This window comes from Luteococcus peritonei, from assembly GCF_039526385.1.
In the GTDB taxonomy this organism is placed as follows: Bacteria; Actinomycetota; Actinomycetes; order Propionibacteriales; family Propionibacteriaceae; genus Luteococcus; species Luteococcus peritonei.
This window is the reverse complement of the sequence record NZ_BAAAIX010000034.1, coordinates 157368-174940: the sequence shown is the minus strand read 5'-3', so window position 1 is coordinate 174940 and position 17573 is coordinate 157368. Positions and strand designations below refer to the sequence as shown.

15 protein-coding genes are annotated in these 17573 nt (G+C 70.3%); 7 read left to right on the top strand and 8 right to left on the bottom strand.

Annotated elements, in window-relative coordinates:
* Nucleotides 1-3: 3 nt before the first annotated feature.
* The 5 genes from ABD073_RS14910 to ABD073_RS14890 form a co-directional block, all read right to left on the bottom strand.
* Nucleotides 4-846, bottom strand: coding sequence for a shikimate dehydrogenase (locus tag ABD073_RS14910; RefSeq protein WP_343875884.1), 843 nt, complete (start codon nucleotides 844-846; stop codon nucleotides 4-6).
* Nucleotides 834-1961, bottom strand: coding sequence for an endolytic transglycosylase MltG (gene mltG / locus ABD073_RS14905; protein WP_343875883.1), 1128 nt, complete (start codon nucleotides 1959-1961; stop codon nucleotides 834-836). The genes ABD073_RS14910 and mltG overlap by 13 nt, the downstream gene beginning before the upstream one ends.
* The gene (gene ruvX, locus ABD073_RS14900; RefSeq protein ID WP_343875882.1) at nucleotides 1958-2434 is read right to left on the bottom strand and encodes a Holliday junction resolvase RuvX; all 477 of its coding nucleotides are present in this window, start codon (nucleotides 2432-2434) and stop codon (nucleotides 1958-1960) included. The genes mltG and ruvX overlap by 4 nt, the downstream gene beginning before the upstream one ends.
* Nucleotides 2435-2436: 2 nt before the next feature.
* Nucleotides 2437-5115 (bottom strand): alanine--tRNA ligase, encoded by a 2679-nt coding sequence (gene alaS / locus ABD073_RS14895; RefSeq protein WP_343875879.1) that lies wholly within the window; start codon nucleotides 5113-5115, stop codon nucleotides 2437-2439.
* A 132-nt stretch (nucleotides 5116-5247) separates the two neighbouring features.
* Entirely contained in the window at nucleotides 5248-5709 is a 462-nt protein-coding gene (locus ABD073_RS14890) for a DUF948 domain-containing protein (protein ID WP_343875877.1), read from the bottom strand.
* Nucleotides 5710-5861: 152 nt separating this feature from the next.
* Here ABD073_RS14890 and ABD073_RS14885 point away from each other — a divergent pair, with 152 nt between their 5' ends.
* A complete protein-coding gene (locus tag ABD073_RS14885) occupies nucleotides 5862-7013 on the top strand; it encodes a YihY/virulence factor BrkB family protein (RefSeq protein WP_343875875.1) in 1152 nt (383 codons plus the stop codon).
* Nucleotides 7014-7075: 62 nt separating this feature from the next.
* On the opposite strand, the gene ABD073_RS14880 is transcribed toward ABD073_RS14885, so the two are convergent.
* Complete coding sequence (locus ABD073_RS14880) at nucleotides 7076-7951, bottom strand: FkbM family methyltransferase (RefSeq protein WP_343875873.1); 876 nt, start codon at nucleotides 7949-7951, stop codon at nucleotides 7076-7078.
* 135 nt (nucleotides 7952-8086) lie between these two features.
* On the opposite strand from ABD073_RS14880, the gene ABD073_RS14875 reads away from it, so the two are divergent.
* From ABD073_RS14875 to ABD073_RS14865, 3 genes are read left to right on the top strand one after another with little or no spacing between them, the layout of a single operon-like run.
* Nucleotides 8087-8980: an ABC transporter substrate-binding protein gene (locus ABD073_RS14875; protein ID WP_343875871.1), complete on the top strand. Its 894-nt coding sequence runs from the start codon at nucleotides 8087-8089 to the stop codon at nucleotides 8978-8980.
* The gene (locus tag ABD073_RS14870) at nucleotides 8977-9939 is read left to right on the top strand and encodes an amino acid ABC transporter permease (RefSeq protein WP_343875869.1); all 963 of its coding nucleotides are present in this window, start codon (nucleotides 8977-8979) and stop codon (nucleotides 9937-9939) included. Before ABD073_RS14875 ends, ABD073_RS14870 begins: the two co-directional genes overlap by 4 nt.
* The gene (locus tag ABD073_RS14865; RefSeq protein ID WP_343875867.1) at nucleotides 9939-10733 is read left to right on the top strand and encodes an amino acid ABC transporter ATP-binding protein; all 795 of its coding nucleotides are present in this window, start codon (nucleotides 9939-9941) and stop codon (nucleotides 10731-10733) included. Before ABD073_RS14870 ends, ABD073_RS14865 begins: the two co-directional genes overlap by 1 nt.
* Before the next feature lie 89 nt (nucleotides 10734-10822).
* On the opposite strand, the gene ABD073_RS14860 is transcribed toward ABD073_RS14865, so the two are convergent.
* Nucleotides 10823-12580, bottom strand: coding sequence for a glycoside hydrolase family 3 protein (locus tag ABD073_RS14860; RefSeq protein WP_343875866.1), 1758 nt, complete (start codon nucleotides 12578-12580; stop codon nucleotides 10823-10825).
* A gap of 209 nt (nucleotides 12581-12789) precedes the next feature.
* Here ABD073_RS14860 and ABD073_RS14855 point away from each other — a divergent pair, with 209 nt between their 5' ends.
* The 3 genes from ABD073_RS14855 to ABD073_RS14845 are packed head-to-tail and all read left to right on the top strand — an operon-like array spanning nucleotide 12790 to nucleotide 16173.
* Entirely contained in the window at nucleotides 12790-14241 is a 1452-nt protein-coding gene (locus ABD073_RS14855) for a DUF222 domain-containing protein (RefSeq protein WP_343875864.1), read from the top strand.
* A 27-nt stretch (nucleotides 14242-14268) separates the two neighbouring features.
* Nucleotides 14269-15741, top strand: coding sequence for an SDR family NAD(P)-dependent oxidoreductase (locus ABD073_RS14850; protein ID WP_343875862.1), 1473 nt, complete (start codon nucleotides 14269-14271; stop codon nucleotides 15739-15741).
* A gap of 54 nt (nucleotides 15742-15795) precedes the next feature.
* On the top strand, nucleotides 15796-16173 hold the full coding sequence (locus tag ABD073_RS14845) for an RNA-binding S4 domain-containing protein (protein ID WP_343875860.1): 378 nt from the start codon (nucleotides 15796-15798) through the stop codon (nucleotides 16171-16173).
* 16 nt (nucleotides 16174-16189) lie between these two features.
* Here ABD073_RS14845 and ABD073_RS14840 read toward each other — a convergent pair whose 3' ends face one another.
* A complete protein-coding gene (locus tag ABD073_RS14840) occupies nucleotides 16190-17563 on the bottom strand; it encodes a replication-associated recombination protein A (protein ID WP_343875858.1) in 1374 nt (457 codons plus the stop codon).
* Nucleotides 17564-17573: the final 10 nt, after the last annotated feature.

Below are 17573 nucleotides of genomic sequence, written 5' to 3'. Positions count from 1 at the left end.
CTCTCAGATGGCGCCGCGTGCCCCCAGCGCTTCTTGCCCTGCAGAACGGAGCAGCTCGTAGCCGACCTCTCCCCCGCCGGTCATCAGCCGGACCTGCTCGACGGCCTGGCCGGCCAGCAGGTCCAGCCCGTTGAGGGTGAGGCGGCCGCGGGCCTCGGCCGCCCGCGCGAGGGCGGTGGGCCAGGGATCGTAGACCGAGTCGAAGACCACCTGGACGGCTGCCGCCAGCTCCTCGGCGACCGGCTCCACGCCGGCCGCCGGGACGGTGGAGACCAGGATGTCGGACTCGATCACCTGCGCGTGGCGCAGCGGCGAGACCTTGCAGAGCATGCCGAGCGTGTTCGAGCAGAAGCCGCGCAGCTCCTGGGCCCGCTGCGGGTCACGGGCCAGCAGCTGCACCCGTTCCACGCCAAGCTGGCGCAGGGCCACCACGGCGGAGCGGGCCGTGGCGCCGTTGCCCACCACCACCGCACTGTCCAGCGCGCCGATCCCGGCCTCTGACAGCGCCAGCTGGTAGCCGCCCACGTCGGTATTGCGCACCAGCGGTTCGGCGCCGGGGATGCGGACCCAGGTGTTGGCCACCCCGGTGAGCTCCACCAGCTCGTCGCCGCTGCCGTGGCGGCGGATCGCCTCCTTGTGCGGCATGGTGACGCTGAGACCTCGCCAGAACTCGTCGAGTCCTGCCAGGAAGCCGTCCACCCCGCCGGGTTCGACGTCGATGGCCTCGTAGTGCCAGTCCAGACCGAGCTGGGCGTGGGCGGCACGGTGCAGCGCCGGGGACAGCGAGTGGGCCACCGGATGGCCGATCACCGCCGCCCGGGCCACGCCCTCGGTCAGGCCGGGCAACCCGACTTGTCCTTGGCGGTCTTGCACCAGGCCTCCCACTCGCGCAGGTTCTTGTTGTGCTCGTCCAGCGTCTCGGCGAACTTGGTCTCGCCGGTGGCGAAGTTCACCGTCAGCCAGTACTGGTAGTCGCTCTCGGTGGGGTTGAGGGCGGCCTTGATCGCCGCCTCGCCCGGCGAGCTGATCGGGCCGTCGGGCAGGCCGGTGTTGGCATAGGTGTTGTACGAGCTGTCGGTGCCCTTGTCCTGGAAGCCGGACGGCAGCGGCTTGTTCATCGGGATCTTGAGCTGGTAGTGGGCGGTGGAGTCCAGGCCCAGCGGGGTGCCGTTCTCCAGGCGGTTGTAGATGATGCCGGCCACCATGGGCATGTCCTTGGCCTTGGCCTCGGCCTCCAGGATCGAGGCCACGGTCATCACCTCGTTGGGCTCCAGGTCCATCTCCTTGGCCCGGCCCACCAGGTCGTTCTGCTCGGCCACCTGCTTGTACTGGGCGGCCATCAGCTTGAGGATGCTGGTGGCGGTGGGCTTCTGGCCCATCTCGTAGGTCTCCGGGAAGAGGTAGCCCTCGGTGTTCTTGACGTAGGCCGGGTAGCCGAGCGCCTTCGGGTTCTTCGCCGCGGCCTGGAACTGCGCCACCGGAATCTTGGTGCGCTTGCTCAGCAGGGCGAAGATGTCGCTCTGCCACATGCCCTCGGGGACGGTCACCTGGTTGCGCAGCTGGGCCTTCGGGTCGAGCAGCCGCGCGACGGCGGCATCGGCCGACATCTGCTTGAACATCTGGTACGTGCCGGCCTGGATCTTGTCCGAGTCGTCATTCGCGGCCAGTGCCTTGAGGAAGGCCTTGCGGGACTTCACCACGTCGTTCTTGACCAGCAGGTCGCCCATCGCGGTGCCGGTGGCGCCGTTCGGGATGGTGATGGTGACCGGGCTGTCGCTCTGCCCGATGTAGTTGTCCGCGGTGCGCCAGGACATGTAGGCGTCGTGGGCCTTGCTGGCGGCGAACCAGCCTCCGCCGACCAGCACGGCCAGGCTCAGCAGGACCGCGAAGGCGCTGCGACCGTGGTAGCCGACCTTCTGCCAGTCGGTCTTGCCGTCGTCGTCCGAGAACAAGCTGCTCACGATGTCCTACCTTCGTCGGTCGTGCCGGGTGCGGCACCGCCCTCGGCGAGGGCCTGCTCCAGGATGGCCACCGCGGCCATCTGGTCGATCATGCCGCGCCGCTGGCGCGAATTCTTGCCTGCCTGGGAGAGCCTACGGTGCGCGGTGGCGCTGGTCAGTCTCTCGTCGACGAGTGTCACCGGTGTCGCGCCCAGCCGGTCGGTCAGCTGGGCGGCCACCTCGCGCATCCGCTGCGCGGCCAGCCCCTCGTCGCCGGCCAGCGAGATGGGCAGGCCCAGCAGCACCTCGACCGGCTCGTACTCGGCCACCAGCTGCTCGATCCGGCGCAGGGTCTGCGCGGGGTCCTTGGGCAGGTTGGGCACCGTCTCCACGGGATAGGCGAGGATCCGATCGGCGTCGCAGGCCGCGACGCCGATCCGGGCCTTGCCCCAGTCCAGGGCCAGCAGGACCCCTCGTTCGCTGCTCAGCGCCACGCTCAGCCCAGCGCGGTCTCGACGGCGGCCAGCGCCTGGGCGGCCTGGGCACCGTTGGTGCCACCGCCCTGCGCCAGGTCGTCCTTGCCGCCACCCTTGCCGCCCAGCTGCTCGGCGGCGGCCCGCACCAGCGCACCGGCCTTCGCGCCCTTGTCCCGCGCGGCCTGGCTGGTGGCCACCACGATGGCGGGCTTGTCCTGGCTGCCGCCCACCAGGGCGACGACCGAGGCAACGTCGCCGAGCCGGCCGCGCAGCTCGGTGGCCAGGTTGCGCAGCTCGTTGCCGCCCACACCGCTGACCTGCTCGGCCAGCACGGTGTAGCCGTTGACGTCGTGGGCGCGCTGCAGCATCTGGCCCGCCCCGGCCATCAGCTGGGCCGCCTTGAGGTCTGCGATCTGCTTCTCGGCGGCCTTGAGGTCTGCCACCAGCTTCTCGACGCGGTCCTTGAGCTGGTCGGGCTGGGTCTTGAGCACGTCGGTGAGCTGGCTCACCAGGGCGCGCTCGGCCGCCAGGTGGCTGAAGGCGTCGGTGGAGACCAGGGCCTCCACGCGCCGGGCGCCGGAGCCGATGGACTGCTCGCCCAGCAGGCTGAGCAGGCCGATCTGGCTGGAGTGCTGGACGTGGGTGCCGCCGCACAGCTCGCGGCTCCAGGGGCCACCCATCTCCACCATGCGCACGATCGGCGGGTACTTCTCGCCGAACATGGCCATGGCGCCGAGCGCCTTCGCGTCCTCGAGCCGCATCTCGTTCGCAGTGATCTGCAGGTCGTCGCGGATCGCGACATTGCAGCGCTCCTCGATCTCTGCCTTGAGCGCCTCCGACAGGCCGTGCTGGCCCGAGTAGTCGAAGCGCAGGTAGCCCGGCTTGTTGTAGGAGCCGGCCTGGGTGGCACCGGGGCCCACCAGCTCGCGCAGCGCCGCGTGCACCACGTGGGTGGCGGTGTGCGCCTGGCAGGAGCCCAGGCGGTGGAAGCCGTCGACCACGGCCTGCACCTGGCCGCCGGCGCCGAACTCGACGCCCTCGGGCACGATCACCTTGTGCACCACCAGGCCGGGGACCGGGCGCTGCACGTCGATCACGTCCAGGCCGGTGCCCTCCACCAGGATGGTGCCGGCATCGGAGTCCTGGCCGCCGGACTCGGCGTAGAAGGGGGTCTCGGCGAGCACCAGCTCGACGGTCTGGCCCGGCAGGGCCCGGTCGGTGACGCTGCCGTCGGCGATGATGCCGCGCAGCTGGGTGGCGACCTCCAGCTCGGTGTAGCCCAGGAAGGGGGTCTCACCCGCCTCGCGCAGGGTGCGGTAGGCCTCGGTGGAGACGGTGCCGCCCTTCTTCGCCTTGGCATCGGCCTTGGCCCGGTTGCGCTGCTCGGCCATCAGGCTGCGGAACTGCTCGACGTCCACGTCGAGGCCCTGCTCGGAGGCCATCTCCAGGGTGAGGTCGATCGGGAAGCCGTAGGTGTCGTGCAGCTGGAAGGCCTTGTCACCGCTCAGCGTCTGCTGCCCGGCGGACTTCACCTGGCCGGCGGCCAGGTCGAAGAGCTGGGTGCCGGAGTTCAGGGTGCGACGGAAGGACTCCTCCTCGGCGGTGGCGGCCGGCAGCACGCGGGCCCACTGGCTGTCCACGTCCGGGTAGGAGGCGCTCATCAGCTCCTTGGAGGTGGTCATCAGCTCGCCCAGGACGGGCTCGTTGACGCCCAGCAGACGCATCGAGCGCACGCTGCGGCGCAGCAGGCGGCGCAGCACGTAGCCGCGCGCCTCGTTGCCGGGGGTGACACCGTCGGTCATCAGCATCAGCGCGGAGCGCACGTGGTCGGCCACCACGCGCAGCCGCACGTCGTCGTCCGGGTTGGCGCCGTAGGACTTGCCGGCCATCCGGGCGGCCTGCTCGATGACGGGGAAGACCTGGTCGATCTCGTACATGTTGGCCTTGCCCTGCAGCAGGTAGCTGATCCGCTCCAGGCCGGCGCCGGTGTCGATGTTCTGGGTGGGCAGCTGACGGGCGATGTCGAAGTCGTCCTTGGCGCGCACCGCGGACAGGTCCTCCTGCTGGAAGACCAGGTTCCAGATCTCCAGGAAGCGGTCCTCGTCGGCCTCGGGGCCTCCGTCGCGGCCGAACTCGGGGCCACGGTCGATGTAGATCTCGCTGCACGGGCCGCCCGGGCCGGGCACGCCCATGTTCCAGTAGTTGTCCTTCAGGCTGCGGCCCTGGATGTGGTCGGCCGGGATGCCCACGGACTTCCAGTACTCGATGGCCTGCTTGTCACCCTCGGGGTAGTCCGGGTGGAAGCCGGGTCCGAGCACGGTCACCCAGACCTTGGAGGGGTCGAAGCCGAAGCCGCCGTTGTGCTGCTCGGTGGTGACCAGCTCGAAGGCGTACTCGATCGCCTCCTTCTTGAAGTAGTCACCGAAGGAGAAGTTGCCCAGCATCTGGAAGAAGGTGCCGTGACGGGTGGTCTTGCCCACCTCCTCGATGTCCAGGGTGCGCACGCACTTCTGGTTGCTCACCGCGCGCTTCCACGGGGCGGGCTCCTCGCCGGTGAAGTAGGGCTTGAAGGGCACCATGCCGGCGTTCACGAAGAGCAGCGTCGGGTCGTTGTACAGCAGCGAGGCGCTGGGCACGACGGCGTGCTCCTTCGAGGCGAAGAAGTCCAGGTAGCGACGACCGATCTCGGCGGCTCTCATCAGTGGTGTCCTTGGTGCTCTCGTGGGTGGGGCTGTTGCTGCGGTGCCTGTCGCGTACGGGCACGAGCCGGTCCAGCCTATCGGGTACTGCGGGCACGGCCGCGACCGCGCGCGAGGTGGCGGTGAGCCGTCTCAGTCCTCGAGGTCCTCCGCGGCCTCGGCGGCCCGCTGCGGGCCGGCCTCCAGCTCGCCGGCGGGGTCGTGGGCCCGGCGACGCGGTCGGCGCTCCTGCACCCGACGGCCCACGTCGCGGGCCGCGGTGGAGGCCTTGCCCACCACCTCGGCGGTCTTGACCAGCGGGGTGGTGACCACCGTGGAGACGTTGGCGGCCTGGCCGGTGACGGTGGAGGCGTCGTGGCTCATCTTGGCCAGCTCCTCGGTCACCTGGCTGAGCCTGGCGATCTCCTGGGTGGTGGTGCCGACGGTGCCCTGCAGCTCCTCCAGGATGGGCGTGGTGCCCTTCCCGAGGTCGCGCACCACGACGCGCAGTTCGTCCATCACGCCGCCCAGCTTGAGCAGCGGGACCGCGCACAGCGCCACGAAGACCACGGCGGCGGCCGCGGCCACCAGGCCGGCGATCTCTCCCCAGCTCATGCTTGCCTCATTCCTGCCCTCCTGCTCCGGCGGGCCGCTCCAGCCTAGCCAGAGCCCTACGCCGATCGCGAAAGGCAGTCGCGTCGCGGGGACAGGCCTGCCCGCGCCTCGGTAGCTTCGAGCCCGACATCCGTCTTTCCCTGGAGGCACCCATGAGTGACGACAAGACCGCCGAGACCCGCCAGCGGGCGGCCGAGGCACCTCACCCCGACGACCCGCGCAAGCCTGACTCCCCCAGCGACGTGCAGCGTCCCGGCTGGAAGTTCACCGCGAAGAATGCGCTGCGCGAGTTCTCCAACGACCAGTGCACCGACCTGGCCGCCGCGCTGACCTACTACACCGTGCTGGCGATCTTCCCCGCGCTGCTGGCGCTGGTCTCGCTGCTGGCCCTGTTCGGCCAGTCCGAGGGTGGCACGCAGGCCCTGCTGGACGTGGTGCGCCAGCTGGCACCCGGTGACGCCTACCAGCAGATCAAGGACCCGCTGACCCAGATGGTCAACTCCCGCGGCACCGGCCTGGCGCTGGTGATCGGCCTGCTCTCCGCGCTGTGGTCGGCCTCCGGCTACGTGGGTGCCTTCGGCCGGGCCATGAACCGGGTCTACGAGGTGGCCGAAGGGCGTCCCGTGTGGAAGCTGCGTCCGGTGAACCTCGCCATCACCCTGGTGCTGGTGCTGGGCGCCGCGCTGATGCTGGTGGCGATGGTGGTCTCGGGTCCGGTGGCCCAGGCGATCGGCGACGTGGTGGGGCTGGGCTCCACCGCCGTGACGGTGTGGAACTGGGCCAAGTGGCCGGTCATGCTGCTGCTGATGGTGCTGATGGTGGCCGTGCTCTACCACTTCACCCCGAACGTGCGGCAGCCGAAGTTCACCTGGCTCTCGGTGGGCTCGGCGGTGGCGATCGCCATCTGGATCGCCGCCTCGCTGCTCTTCGCCCTCTACGTCTCCACCGCCGGCAACTACTCCAAGACCTACGGCGCGATGGCCGGTGTCATCGTGATGCTGCTGTGGCTGTGGCTGACGAATCTGGCCCTGCTCTTCGGCGCCGAGGTGGACTCCGAGCTGGAACGCGCCCGCGAGCTGCAGGCCGGGATGCGGGCCGAGCAGACCCTGCAGCTCCCCCCGCGGGACACCAGTGGCATCGAGAAGTCCGAGCAGAAGGAGGCCGAGGCACAGGCCGAGGCCCGCAAGGTGCGCCTGACCGCCACCGGCGCCCCGGCCGATGCCCAGGACGAGCGCAAGGCCCGCGAGGCCCGTCGGGAGGCCGGCCTCGACGAGGACGGTTTCGCCGTCGATCCCGAGGACTGATCGCTTCCTGCTGCGACGCCCGCCCACCATCTCGGTGGGCGGGCGTCGTGCGTCAGGCCAGCTCAGCCACGCCCGGCCAGCGCCAGCTCCCGGTAGCGCTGCTCGGCCTCGCAGGCCAGGACGCCGCGCCGCACCAGCTCACGCACCCCGAGCAGGGCGATGCCGTGGCGGCCGTGCACCACGTGGCAGACCAGCACGAGATGGCGCAGTTGCTCCTCGTCGAGCTGGTCGAGACGGGCGGGGTCACGCACGTAGAGCACGTCGGCCTCCACCAGCTGGCGGGCGGTGGAGGACAGCTCGTCGGCCCACTGCACCGGCGCCAGCGGCCAGTCCTTGATGTTGACGAAGGCCTGCGGCACGAAGCCCTGCTGGCGCAGTTCCGCGTCGACCTCGGCGAACAGCGGCTGGTCCCGGTAGATCCGGTGGAAACCCACCTCCGTCTGGATGCTGGTGACCTGGGACAGGCAGCGTCGGCCGTGGCGAAAGACCATCAGCTCGGAGCCCTGCACGTCGATCTTGAGGTGGTCGACCCGGTCCAGGTGCTCCACGTCATCCAGTCGGGTGGTCTGCACCGGCGTGCTGGAGACCACCTCGGCCATCCTGGGGAAGTCCACCAGCAGCGCCAGCTGCTGCTCATCGGGCTCCAGCAGGCTGGAGAAGCCGGTCATGGCGCAGGTGTGCAGCACGTGCTCGGTACCGTCGCCGATGGCGTGCGGCAGGTAGGTCTCGTGCGGACCGGCCTCGCGACGCAGCCGCTCCAGGGCCTCGGGCTGGGGCTCGAAGCCGGTGACATGGCACAGGCCTTCGGCGAGCAGGGCGGCGTAGGGCGCCTGCTCGTCGAGCGGGTTGGCGCCGATGTCCAGCACCTCGCTCAACCGCTCCGGATGCAGCAGCTCGGCCAGTGCGTGGGCCTGTGCCCCGGTGGTGTCAGATCTCACGTCGCCATCCTGCCCCCTGCCGTGACGCTCCAGCGGCGGCCCGCCGGGAAGGGGGCCACGGGTTGGGACGATAGGATGCCGAAGTTTTTGCGGTGGAACGATGCCACCATTCACTCATTCTGGAGGATCTCTCGCATGAAGCACCCCAGGCCCGCCCGGGCCGTCGGACTGCTCGCGATCGGCAGCCTGCTGCTGGCCACGGGCTGCGCCGACAACCTCACCGGCTCCGGCATGCCCACCACCAGGGCCTCGTCCTCGCTGCCGCCCATCGAGGCGAGCCAGGAGCTGTTCGCCAAGCTGCCCGCGGACATCCAGAAGAGCCGCCGGATCGTGGTGGGCAACTCCCCCACCTACAAGCCGGTCGAGTTCCTGGAGGGCGGGAAGACCGCCGGGCTGGACGTCGACCTGTTCGAGGCGGTGGGTGACCGGCTGGGCGTCGAGGTGGAGTGGAAGCAGTCCCCCTTCGACCAGATCCTGATCGGCATCCAGGCCAGGAAGTACGACGTGGGCGTGAGCGCCTTCACCGTCACCAAGGAGCGCGAGAAGAGCGTCACCATGGTCAGCTACCTGTCGGCCGGCTCGCTGTGGGCCGTGGCCAAGGGCAATCCCCAGCAGCTGGAGCAGGGCAAGCCCTGCGGCCGCACCATCGCGGTGCAGACCGGCACGGTGCAGGAGGCCGAGATGAAGGCGGCGCAGGCCGGCTGCGGCAGCAACCGGATCAACCTGCTGAGCTTCACCGACCAGGGTGAGGCCACCGCGGCGCTGGTGAGCGGCCGGGCGCAGGCGATCGCCGCCGACTCCCCCATCGCGCTCTATGCGATCAAGATGTCGGGCGACAAGATCGAGCAGCTCGGCGAGTCCTATGACGCGGCGCCCTATGGCGTCGTGGTGCCCAAGGCACAGACCGAGTTCGCGGAGGCGATCCGGCAGGCCTTCGACGACGTGCGCGCCAGCGGCCACTACGACCAGGTCCTGGCCGAGTGGGGCCAGGCGGACGGCGCCATCGACTCCTTCCAGGTGAACCCGTGAGCACCGCAGCGAACCCGTCCGCGGGGCACGAGGGCCCCGCGAAGGCCGAGAGCACCCAGAGCACCGACGTGATCGACGCCGTGCCGGTGCGCCACCCCTGGCGCACGGTGGGAGCCGTCGTGGTGGCCCTCGTGCTGGCCATGGTGGTGCACCAGCTCGCCACCAACCCGGCCTTCGACTGGGGCTTCACCCTCGACGCCATGCGCCAGACCCCGGTGGTCTACGGCTTCTTCCTGGGCGTGCTGCTGGTGACCGCCGGTGCCATGGTGCTGGGTGTCCTGGGCGGCGTCCTGCTGGCCGTGATGCGGATGAGCCCGAACAAGCTGCTCAGCGGCGTGGCCTTCGCCTATGCCTGGTTCTTCCGCTCCATCCCGCGCTACGTGCTGCTCTCCATCCTGGGCGCGGCGGGTGCCTTCTTCCCCAACGGGGTGGGCATCGGCATCCCCTATGACCGTCAGATCATGGACCTGCTCGGTCTGGACGGCACGCTGCGGATCGCCACCCTGGACGCCAACCAGCTCTTCACCGGCTACCTGGGCGCCATCCTGGGCCTGGCGCTGAGCGAGGCGGCCTACTTCAGCGAGATCGCCCGCTCCGGCATCATCAGCGTCGACAAGGGCCAGCACGAGGCCGCCACCGCCCTGGGCATGGACCGCGGCCAGGCGATGCGTCGCATCATCCTGCCCCAGGCGATGCGCGTGATCGTGCCGCCGATGGGCAACGAGACCATCGCCATGTTCAAGGACACCTCGCTGCTGGTGGCGCTGCCGCTGGCCGGTGAGATGCTCTTCCAGCTGCGCAGCATCGGCACCAACTACTACAAGATGATCCCGGTCTACATGGCAGCCTGCCTCTACTACCTGATCACCACGAGCCTGATGATGTGGGGCCAGTCCTGGCTGGAGAAGCGCTTCGGCCGCGGTTACGCCCCGCTGTCCTACACCGGAACGGACCACTGATGAGCCAGAACATGTCGCACCGTCCCACCGACGAGGTGCAGGTCCGCGCGGTCAACGTGCGCAAGTCCTTCGGCGACCTGGAGGTGCTCAAGGGCGTCGACCTGGAGGTGCACCGCGGCGAGGTCGTCGTGCTGCTGGGCCCGTCGGGCTCGGGCAAGACCACCTTCCTGCGGCTGATCAACCAGATGGAGACGCTCACCGGCGGCCGGATCTGGGTGGACGGCGAGCTGGTGGGCCTCGAGGAGCGCGACGGGAAGCTGTACCGCCGCACCGACAAGGACATCGCCCGCCAGCGCTCCAGCATCGGCATGGTCTTCCAGCGCTTCAACCTGTTCCCGCACAAGACGGCGCTGGAGAACATCACCGAGGCGCCCATGGTGGTCAAGCGCACCCCGCGCGCCGAGGCGGAGCAGCGGGCCACGGAGCTGCTGGCCCAGGTGGGCCTGGGCGATCGTGGTGCCTCCTACCCCAGCCAGCTCTCCGGCGGCCAGCAGCAGCGGGTGGCGATCGCCCGCGCCCTGGCGATGGATCCCGACCTGATGCTCTTCGACGAGCCGACCAGCGCGCTGGACCCGGAGCTGGTGGGCGAGGTGCTGAACACCATGAAGGACCTGGCCGCCAAGGGCATGACCATGATCGTGGTGACCCACGAGATCGGCTTCGCCCGCGAGGTGGCCGACCGCGTCGTCTTCATGGACGGCGGCGTCGTGGTGGAGCAGGGCAGCCCCGACGAGGTGATCGGCAACCCCCGCGAGGAGCGCACCCGCGCCTTTCTGGGCCGCGTCGCCCACTGAAACCCATTCCCCGGCGAGCTCAGGGCACGCCACGAGGGCGACCACCGTGACGGGTGGCCGCCCTCGTCGTCGTCGGGCAGGAGATCGGTTCAGAGCACGGTGTCGCGCAGTCCGCAGAAGACGTCGGTGGACGGCTTGCCATGGAAGTCGCTGCGACCCTCCAGCTTGTCCACCACGGCCCGCACGGTGTGCTCGTAGCCGTCGTAGGCATTGACGAAGGTCTTCACCTGCGGCACGTCGGCCAGGTGGTAGGGGCAGGCGAAGGAGACGAAGACGGTGGGCAGCTCGTGGACGTACCAGGGGATGTCCGGGGTGCCCTTGGAGGCCGGCCAGTAGATCCGCTCGGTGGGCTGCATCAGGCCGTTCACCTGGGCCGCGGAGATCACCAGGTCATAGGAGTCGGTGAGCGCGCTGACCGGTGCCTTGCCGGCATAGGCGCCGCGCACCACCTCGGCGAACTCCTCCTCGGTCATCCGCTCGGCCTTGTCGGTGAGCGACTCGTAGAGCTCCACCTCGTAGCCACGCTCGCGCAGCACCTCGGCCAGCACCGCGGAGGCCTTGGGGCCCTTGCCGTGCGCCATCGGGTTCTTGGGGCCGCTGATCGGCACCACCAGCACGCGACGGTGCTTGTCCGGGCTGATCGGCAGCACGCCCGTGTCCTTGTCCTTGACCAGGGTGACGGCCCGGTCGGAGAGCTCCTCGGCCACCTTCAGGTTCTCCGGCAGCTGGATGCGCGCCATGGCCTCCTGCTTGGGCGGCAGGATCTCGGTGCGCTGCTTGCGGTGCAGGCCGATCTTCGCCTTGAGCCCGAGGGTGCGGGTGATCGCCTCGTCGAGCCGCTCACGGGTGAGGCGGCCGTCCTGCAGCGCCTCCATCATCCAGGCGAAGTCCTCGTCGGGGTCGTTGAAGAACAGGAAGAGGTCGCAGCCGGCCATGATCGCGGTGGGCAGGATCTCGGAGCGCTTCATGGCGCCGGTCATGGCCACCATGTGCGAGGCGTCGGTGACCACCACGCCGTTGAAGCCCAGCTTGCCGCGCAGCAGGTCGGTGGTGATCTCCTTGCTCAGCGTGGCGGGCAGGATGTCCTCGTCGGTCATCTCGGGGTTGAAGTGCTTCTGGTAGCTGGGCAGGGCGATGTGCCCGGCCATGATGGAGGGCAGGCCGGCCTCGATCAGGGCGGAGTAGACCCGCCCGAAGCTCTGGTCCCACTCCTCGGCGGAGCACCAGTTGGGCGCCGAGCTGAGGTGCTGGTCGCGCTCGTCGATGCCGTCACCGGGCCAGTGCTTGGCGGCGGGCATGATGTTGGACTCCATGATCCCGCGCATGTACTCGGTGGCGAGCTCGATGGTCTGGTCCGGATCGGCGGACCAGGTGCGCACCGAGACGATGGGATTGCGCCAGTTGCGGTAGAGGTCGACGATCGGCGCGAAGCTCCAGTTGCAGCCGATGGCCGACGCCTCGACGCCGGAGATACGGCCCAGCTCGTAGGCGAAGCGCGGGTCCTGGGCGGCAGCCACCTTGATCTCCCAGCCGACATAGGTGCCGTCGGTGCAGGCACCGTTGCCGCCGGCCTCGGTGTTGGCGGCGATCAGCATCGGGATCTTCGACTTCTCCTGCAGGATGCGGTTCTGCTCCCAGATCTCCTCGGCCGGGCCGGGCTGGTAGCGCACGGCGGCGATGTGGTAGCGCTCCACCATGTCGGTCAGGTAGTCCTCGTCGCGCGAGGAGCCCATGTTGACGAAGAGCTGGCCGATCTTCTCCTCGTCGGACATCCCGGCGAGGGTCTGCTCGACCCACTGTACGGACTCGGCATCGAGGTTGAACGGCTTGGCGGTCAGGTCGACCATGGTCACTCCTTCGTGGTGGCTTCTCCCTTTGCTCCAGTTGACCGTCCGGCGCGGGTCCCTGTCCCGGGGATGCCGCAAGTTGCCACGGATCTGTCGGCTGCCATCGGCGCTCCTGGCGGCCGGCCAGAGGTCCGCAGGGACCCGCGGGTGTCCGGATGGGCCTGCCGAAAAGTCTTGTCCCGTGGCCTCACCGGAACTACAATTAGAACATGAATTCGAATCCATCGACGCCGATGGTCGGGCCCTCGGGTCTCGGCTCCCACGGCCTGCCCGCGGGTGCGGTGGAGACGATCGAGGCACTGCGTGCGGTACGACGGGAGCGTCGGCTGGCCGAGGCCAAGGAGTTCGAGCTGGCCGCCCATTTCGCCGACCTCGCTGCCGAACTTCCCGCCTCCGTGGTCCCGGGCTGTGAGCGCCTGCGCCAGCTGGGTTCCGACGGCACCCCACTGGTGGCCGAGTTCTGCAGCCTGGAGCTGGCGGCCGCGCTGGGCATGCGCGACGTCGAGGCCGCCGCCCTGGTGGCCAGCGCACTGGATGTTCGGCACCGCCTCCCGTGGGTGTGGGCCCGCACCGTGTCCGGCGAGCTGCCGGTCTGGCAGGCGCGCCGTCTGGCGTCGCTGGTGCGCGAACTCGACCTCGACGGGGCTCGGCTGCTGGACCGTGATCTCTCCCGCTCTCTGCCCGGCATGGCCTGGAGCCGGGTGGAGCGGATGGTGGAGGGCCTGGTTCTCGCCCATCTCGCGCCGGAGCGGGCCGAGCAGCGCCGTCAGGAGGCGATGGACTCTCGCGGGGTGTGGATCGCGCAGGAGGACGACGGGGTCGCGGGCGTCCAGGCCCGGATCGACGCCCCGCAGGCCGCCCACCTGGAGCAGAGTGTCGACTGGTTGGCGCGGATCCTGGCCGAGGGTGGCTGCACCGGCGGAGCCGACGCGCTGCGCGCCCGGGCCCTCGGCGTCCTGGCCTCCCCGGCCCGCGCCCTGCAGCTGATGCAGGCCAGCCTGCTGGACCAGCTGCCCGAGGAGCCGGAGGCGCTGAGCCAGTTCTGTGCCCACGAGGGCGAGCCGGGCCACCTGTGCGGCACCGTGACCGTTGACCCTGAGCTGCTGCAGCCCCGGGCCCAGTTGGTGGTGCACCTCACCGACGAGTGCCTGGCCGGCGGAACCGGGCCGGCACGAGCCGTGCTGGGCAGCAGCCCCGCCACCCGGATCCGGCCGCTGCTCACCGAGTGGCTCAGCGACCTGCTGGCCGATGCTCGGGTGCTCGTGCGGCCGGTGCTCGATCCCGACGGCCAAGTACCCAGTGACAGCTACGAGTGCCCGCGCACCATGCGCGAGGCACTGGAGATCCGCAACCCCTACGAAGTCTTCCCCTTCTCCACGCGCCGCTCCGCCGGCTTGGACCTGGACCACACCCAGCCGTGGCGCGACGACGGCCCGCCGGGTCAGACCCGGCCGGACAACCTGGGGCCACTGGGACGCGGGGTTCACCGCGCCAAGACCCATGGCGGTTGGCAGCTCACCCAGCCGATGCCCGGCATCTTCCTGTGGCGCAGCCCCTTGGGCTACCTCTACCTGGTGACCCCGTCACGCACCATCGAGCTGGGCCGCCCCGGGCGAGCTTGTCCGACCACCACCCACCCGCCGCCGGTGCTGGCGGCCTGAACTGTTCCGGGCACCTAGGATTCTCGGGTGCCCGACCTCCCCAGCCCTTCCGACCCAGCGGCCTCCCCCGGCGTCGACCCGCACGAGCTGGAGCGTGCCTTCGCGCTGCTGGAGCAGCTCGGCGAGCTGGAGCCTGACCATCCGCAGCAGCTGCAGATGCGCCAGGCGGTGAACCGGATGAACCGGCAGATCCGTGCCCGGCGTCGTCGCCAGGCCCGCCAACCAGTCATCGACGCCGATCGCGCGGTGCTGGAGCGCACCGCCACCGGATCCCCGCTGCGGATCGACGACGAGACCCGCGGCATCCCGCTCACCTCGTCGGCGCCCGGCGCGGTGGCCGGACACCTGGCGGAGCCCCGCGACTGCTACATCTGCAAGCAGGCCTACACCCAGGTGGACGCCTTCTACCACTGGCTCTGCCCCGAGTGCGCCGCCGAGAACCATGCCCGGCGAGACCAGCGCACCGACCTGCGTGGGCGACGCGCCCTGCTCACCGGGGGTCGCGCCAAGATCGGCATGTACATCGCGCTGCGGCTGCTGCGCGACGGCGCGCACCTCACCATCACCACCCGCTTCCCGCACGACGCCGCGCGACGCTTCGCGGCCATGCCCGACGCCGCCGACTGGCTCGACCGGCTGGAGATCGTCGGCATCGACCTGCGCGACCCCGGCCAGGTGGTGGCGCTGGCCGACCAGGTGGCCGCCGCGGGGCCGCTCGACATCCTGATCAACAATGCGGCCCAGACCGTGCGCCGCTCCCCCGGCGCCTACACCCACCTGGTGGAGGGCGAACGCACGCCGCTGCCCACCGACCGGCCGCTGCCCCGGATCAGCAGCTTCGAGCGCATCTCGGAGGCCCACCCGGCCGCCCTCGCGGGGATCGGAACCGAGGCCGGTCTGGCGCGCAGCGCGGCCGAGACGGTGGCCCAGGCCCTGGAGGCGGGCCATGCCTCGCTCGAGCGCCACCTGGCCGGCACCGCCATCGACGCCGGAGGCCTGCTGCCCGACCTGGCCCGCAGCAATTCCTGGACCAAGACCGTCGAGCAGGTGGACCCGCTGGAGATGCTGGAGGTGCAGCTCTGCAATGCCACCGCGCCCTTCCTGCTGGTCTCCCGGCTGCGCGGCGCCATGCGTTCCAGCAGCTTCGAGCGGCGCTATGTGGTCAACGTCTCCGCCATGGAGGGCCAGTTCGCGCGCCGCTACAAGGGCGCCGGGCACCCGCACACCAACATGGCCAAGGCCGCCCTCAACATGCTCACCCGCACCAGCGGCGAGGAGATGTACCGCACCGACCGGATCCTGATGACCGCGGTGGACACCGGATGGATCACCGACGAACGCCCCCACGAGGACAAGCTGCGCATCGCGTCGGAGGGCTGGCACGCGCCGCTGGACCTGGTGGACGGTGCCGCCCGGGTCTATGACCCGATCGTGCAGGGCGAGGGCGGCAACGAGCTGTACGGCGTCTTCCTCAAGGACTACCGGCCCCACCCCTGGTGAGACCCAGCCCCGCCGGAACGCCCCCGGCCCGCCCGAGGCGCTAGATTCCTGCGCATGGTGCGACTCGACGTCTGGCTCTGGTCGGTGCGGCTCTACAAGACCCGTTCGATGGCCAACAAGGCCGTCGACGGCGGCCACGTCCGCCTCAACGGCTCCCCGGTGAAGCCGGCCCACTCCGTGGTGCCGGGCGACGTGGTCACCGTGCGCGAGCCGGGCTGGGAGCGCCGCTACGAGGTCACGCAGACCATCTCCAAGCGGGTCGGCGCCCCGGTGGCGCGCACCTGCTACGTGGACCAGTCACCGCCCAAGCCGGAATACCTGCTGGCCGGTCCGGTGGCCCGTCGTGACCGCGGCGCCGGGCGCCCCACCAAGCGCGACCGTCGCGAGATCGAGAAGCTGATCGGACGCCACCCGGTGACCTTCGAGGAGTGATCCCGAGGCTGCCCGGTCAGGGCCGGCCACCGAGCAGGTCCTTGATGCTGGCCAGCCGGTCGGCGATCTGTGCCTCGTTGCCGTTGCCCGTGGGGTGGTAGTAGCTCTGCCCCACCAGCTCGTCGGGCAGGTACTGCTGCGCGGCGACGGCATGCGGCGCATCGTGGGCGTAGACATAGCCCTTGCCGTGGCCCAGCTGCTGGGCACCCGAGTAGTGCGCATCGCGCAGGTGGGGCGGGACCAGGCCAACCCGTCCGGCGGCGACGTCGGCCCGGGCCGCGCCGATGGCGGTGGTGACCGCATTCGACTTGGGGGCGGTGGCGGCGGCGATGGTGGCATGGGCCAGGGTGAGCTGGGCTTCCGGCATGCCGATCAGCTGAACCGCCTGACCCGCGGCCACGGCGGTCTGCAGCACGCTCGGCGCCGCCATGCCGATGTCCTCGCTGGCCAGGATGATCAGTCGCCGCGCGATGAAGCGGGGGTCCTCCCCGGCCTCCAGCATCCGCGCCAGGTAGTGCAGGGCGGCGTCCACGTCGGAGCCTCGCACCGACTTGATGAAGGCACTGATCACGTCATAGTGCTGGTCGCCGTCCTTGTCATAGCGCAGGGCGGCACGGTCGACGGCCTTCTCAACCACCTCGGGCCCGATCACCTCGCTGCCGATCGCCTGGGCTCCGGCAGCGGCCTCCTCGATGAAGGTGAGCGCGCGACGGGCGTCGCCACCGGCCAGCCGCACCAGGGTGGCGCGTGCCTCCTGGTCCAGGCTGAACAGTCCGCCGTCGGCGGTGCGCAGGCCCCGCTCGTCGCTCAGCGCGCGGTCGAGCAGGCCGGAGATGTCCTCTGCGGTGAGCGGCTGCAGGGTGAGCAGCAGGCTGCGCGAGAGCAGCGGCGAGATCACCGAGAAGCTCGGATTCTCCGTGGTGGCGGCGATCAACGTCACCAACCGGTTCTCGACGGCGGGCAGCAGCACGTCCTGCTGGGCCTTGGAGAATCGGTGCACCTCGTCGACGAAGAGCACGGTGGCCCGGCCACGGGCCAGTTCACGCCGGGCGGTCTCCAGCTCGGCGCGCACCTCCTTGACCCCCGCGGTGACCGCGGAGACCTCGACGAAGCGACGGTTCGTGGAGTGCGAGACCACCGAGGCGATGGTGGTCTTGCCCACGCCGGGCGGTCCCCACAGGAAGACCGACATGGCCGTGGTGCCCTCGGCCAGGCGACGCAGCGGCGAGCCGGGTGCCAGCAGGTGCTGCTGGCCCACGATCTCGTCGATGGTCTGCGGGCGCAGCCGCACCGCCAGCGGCAGGTCGGAGTGGGTGGCGCCGGACAGCGTGCCGCCCGTCTGCTGGCTGGCCAGCTCGGCGGGATCCGGGTTTCCGAAGAGGTCGGTCATCGTCCTTCGA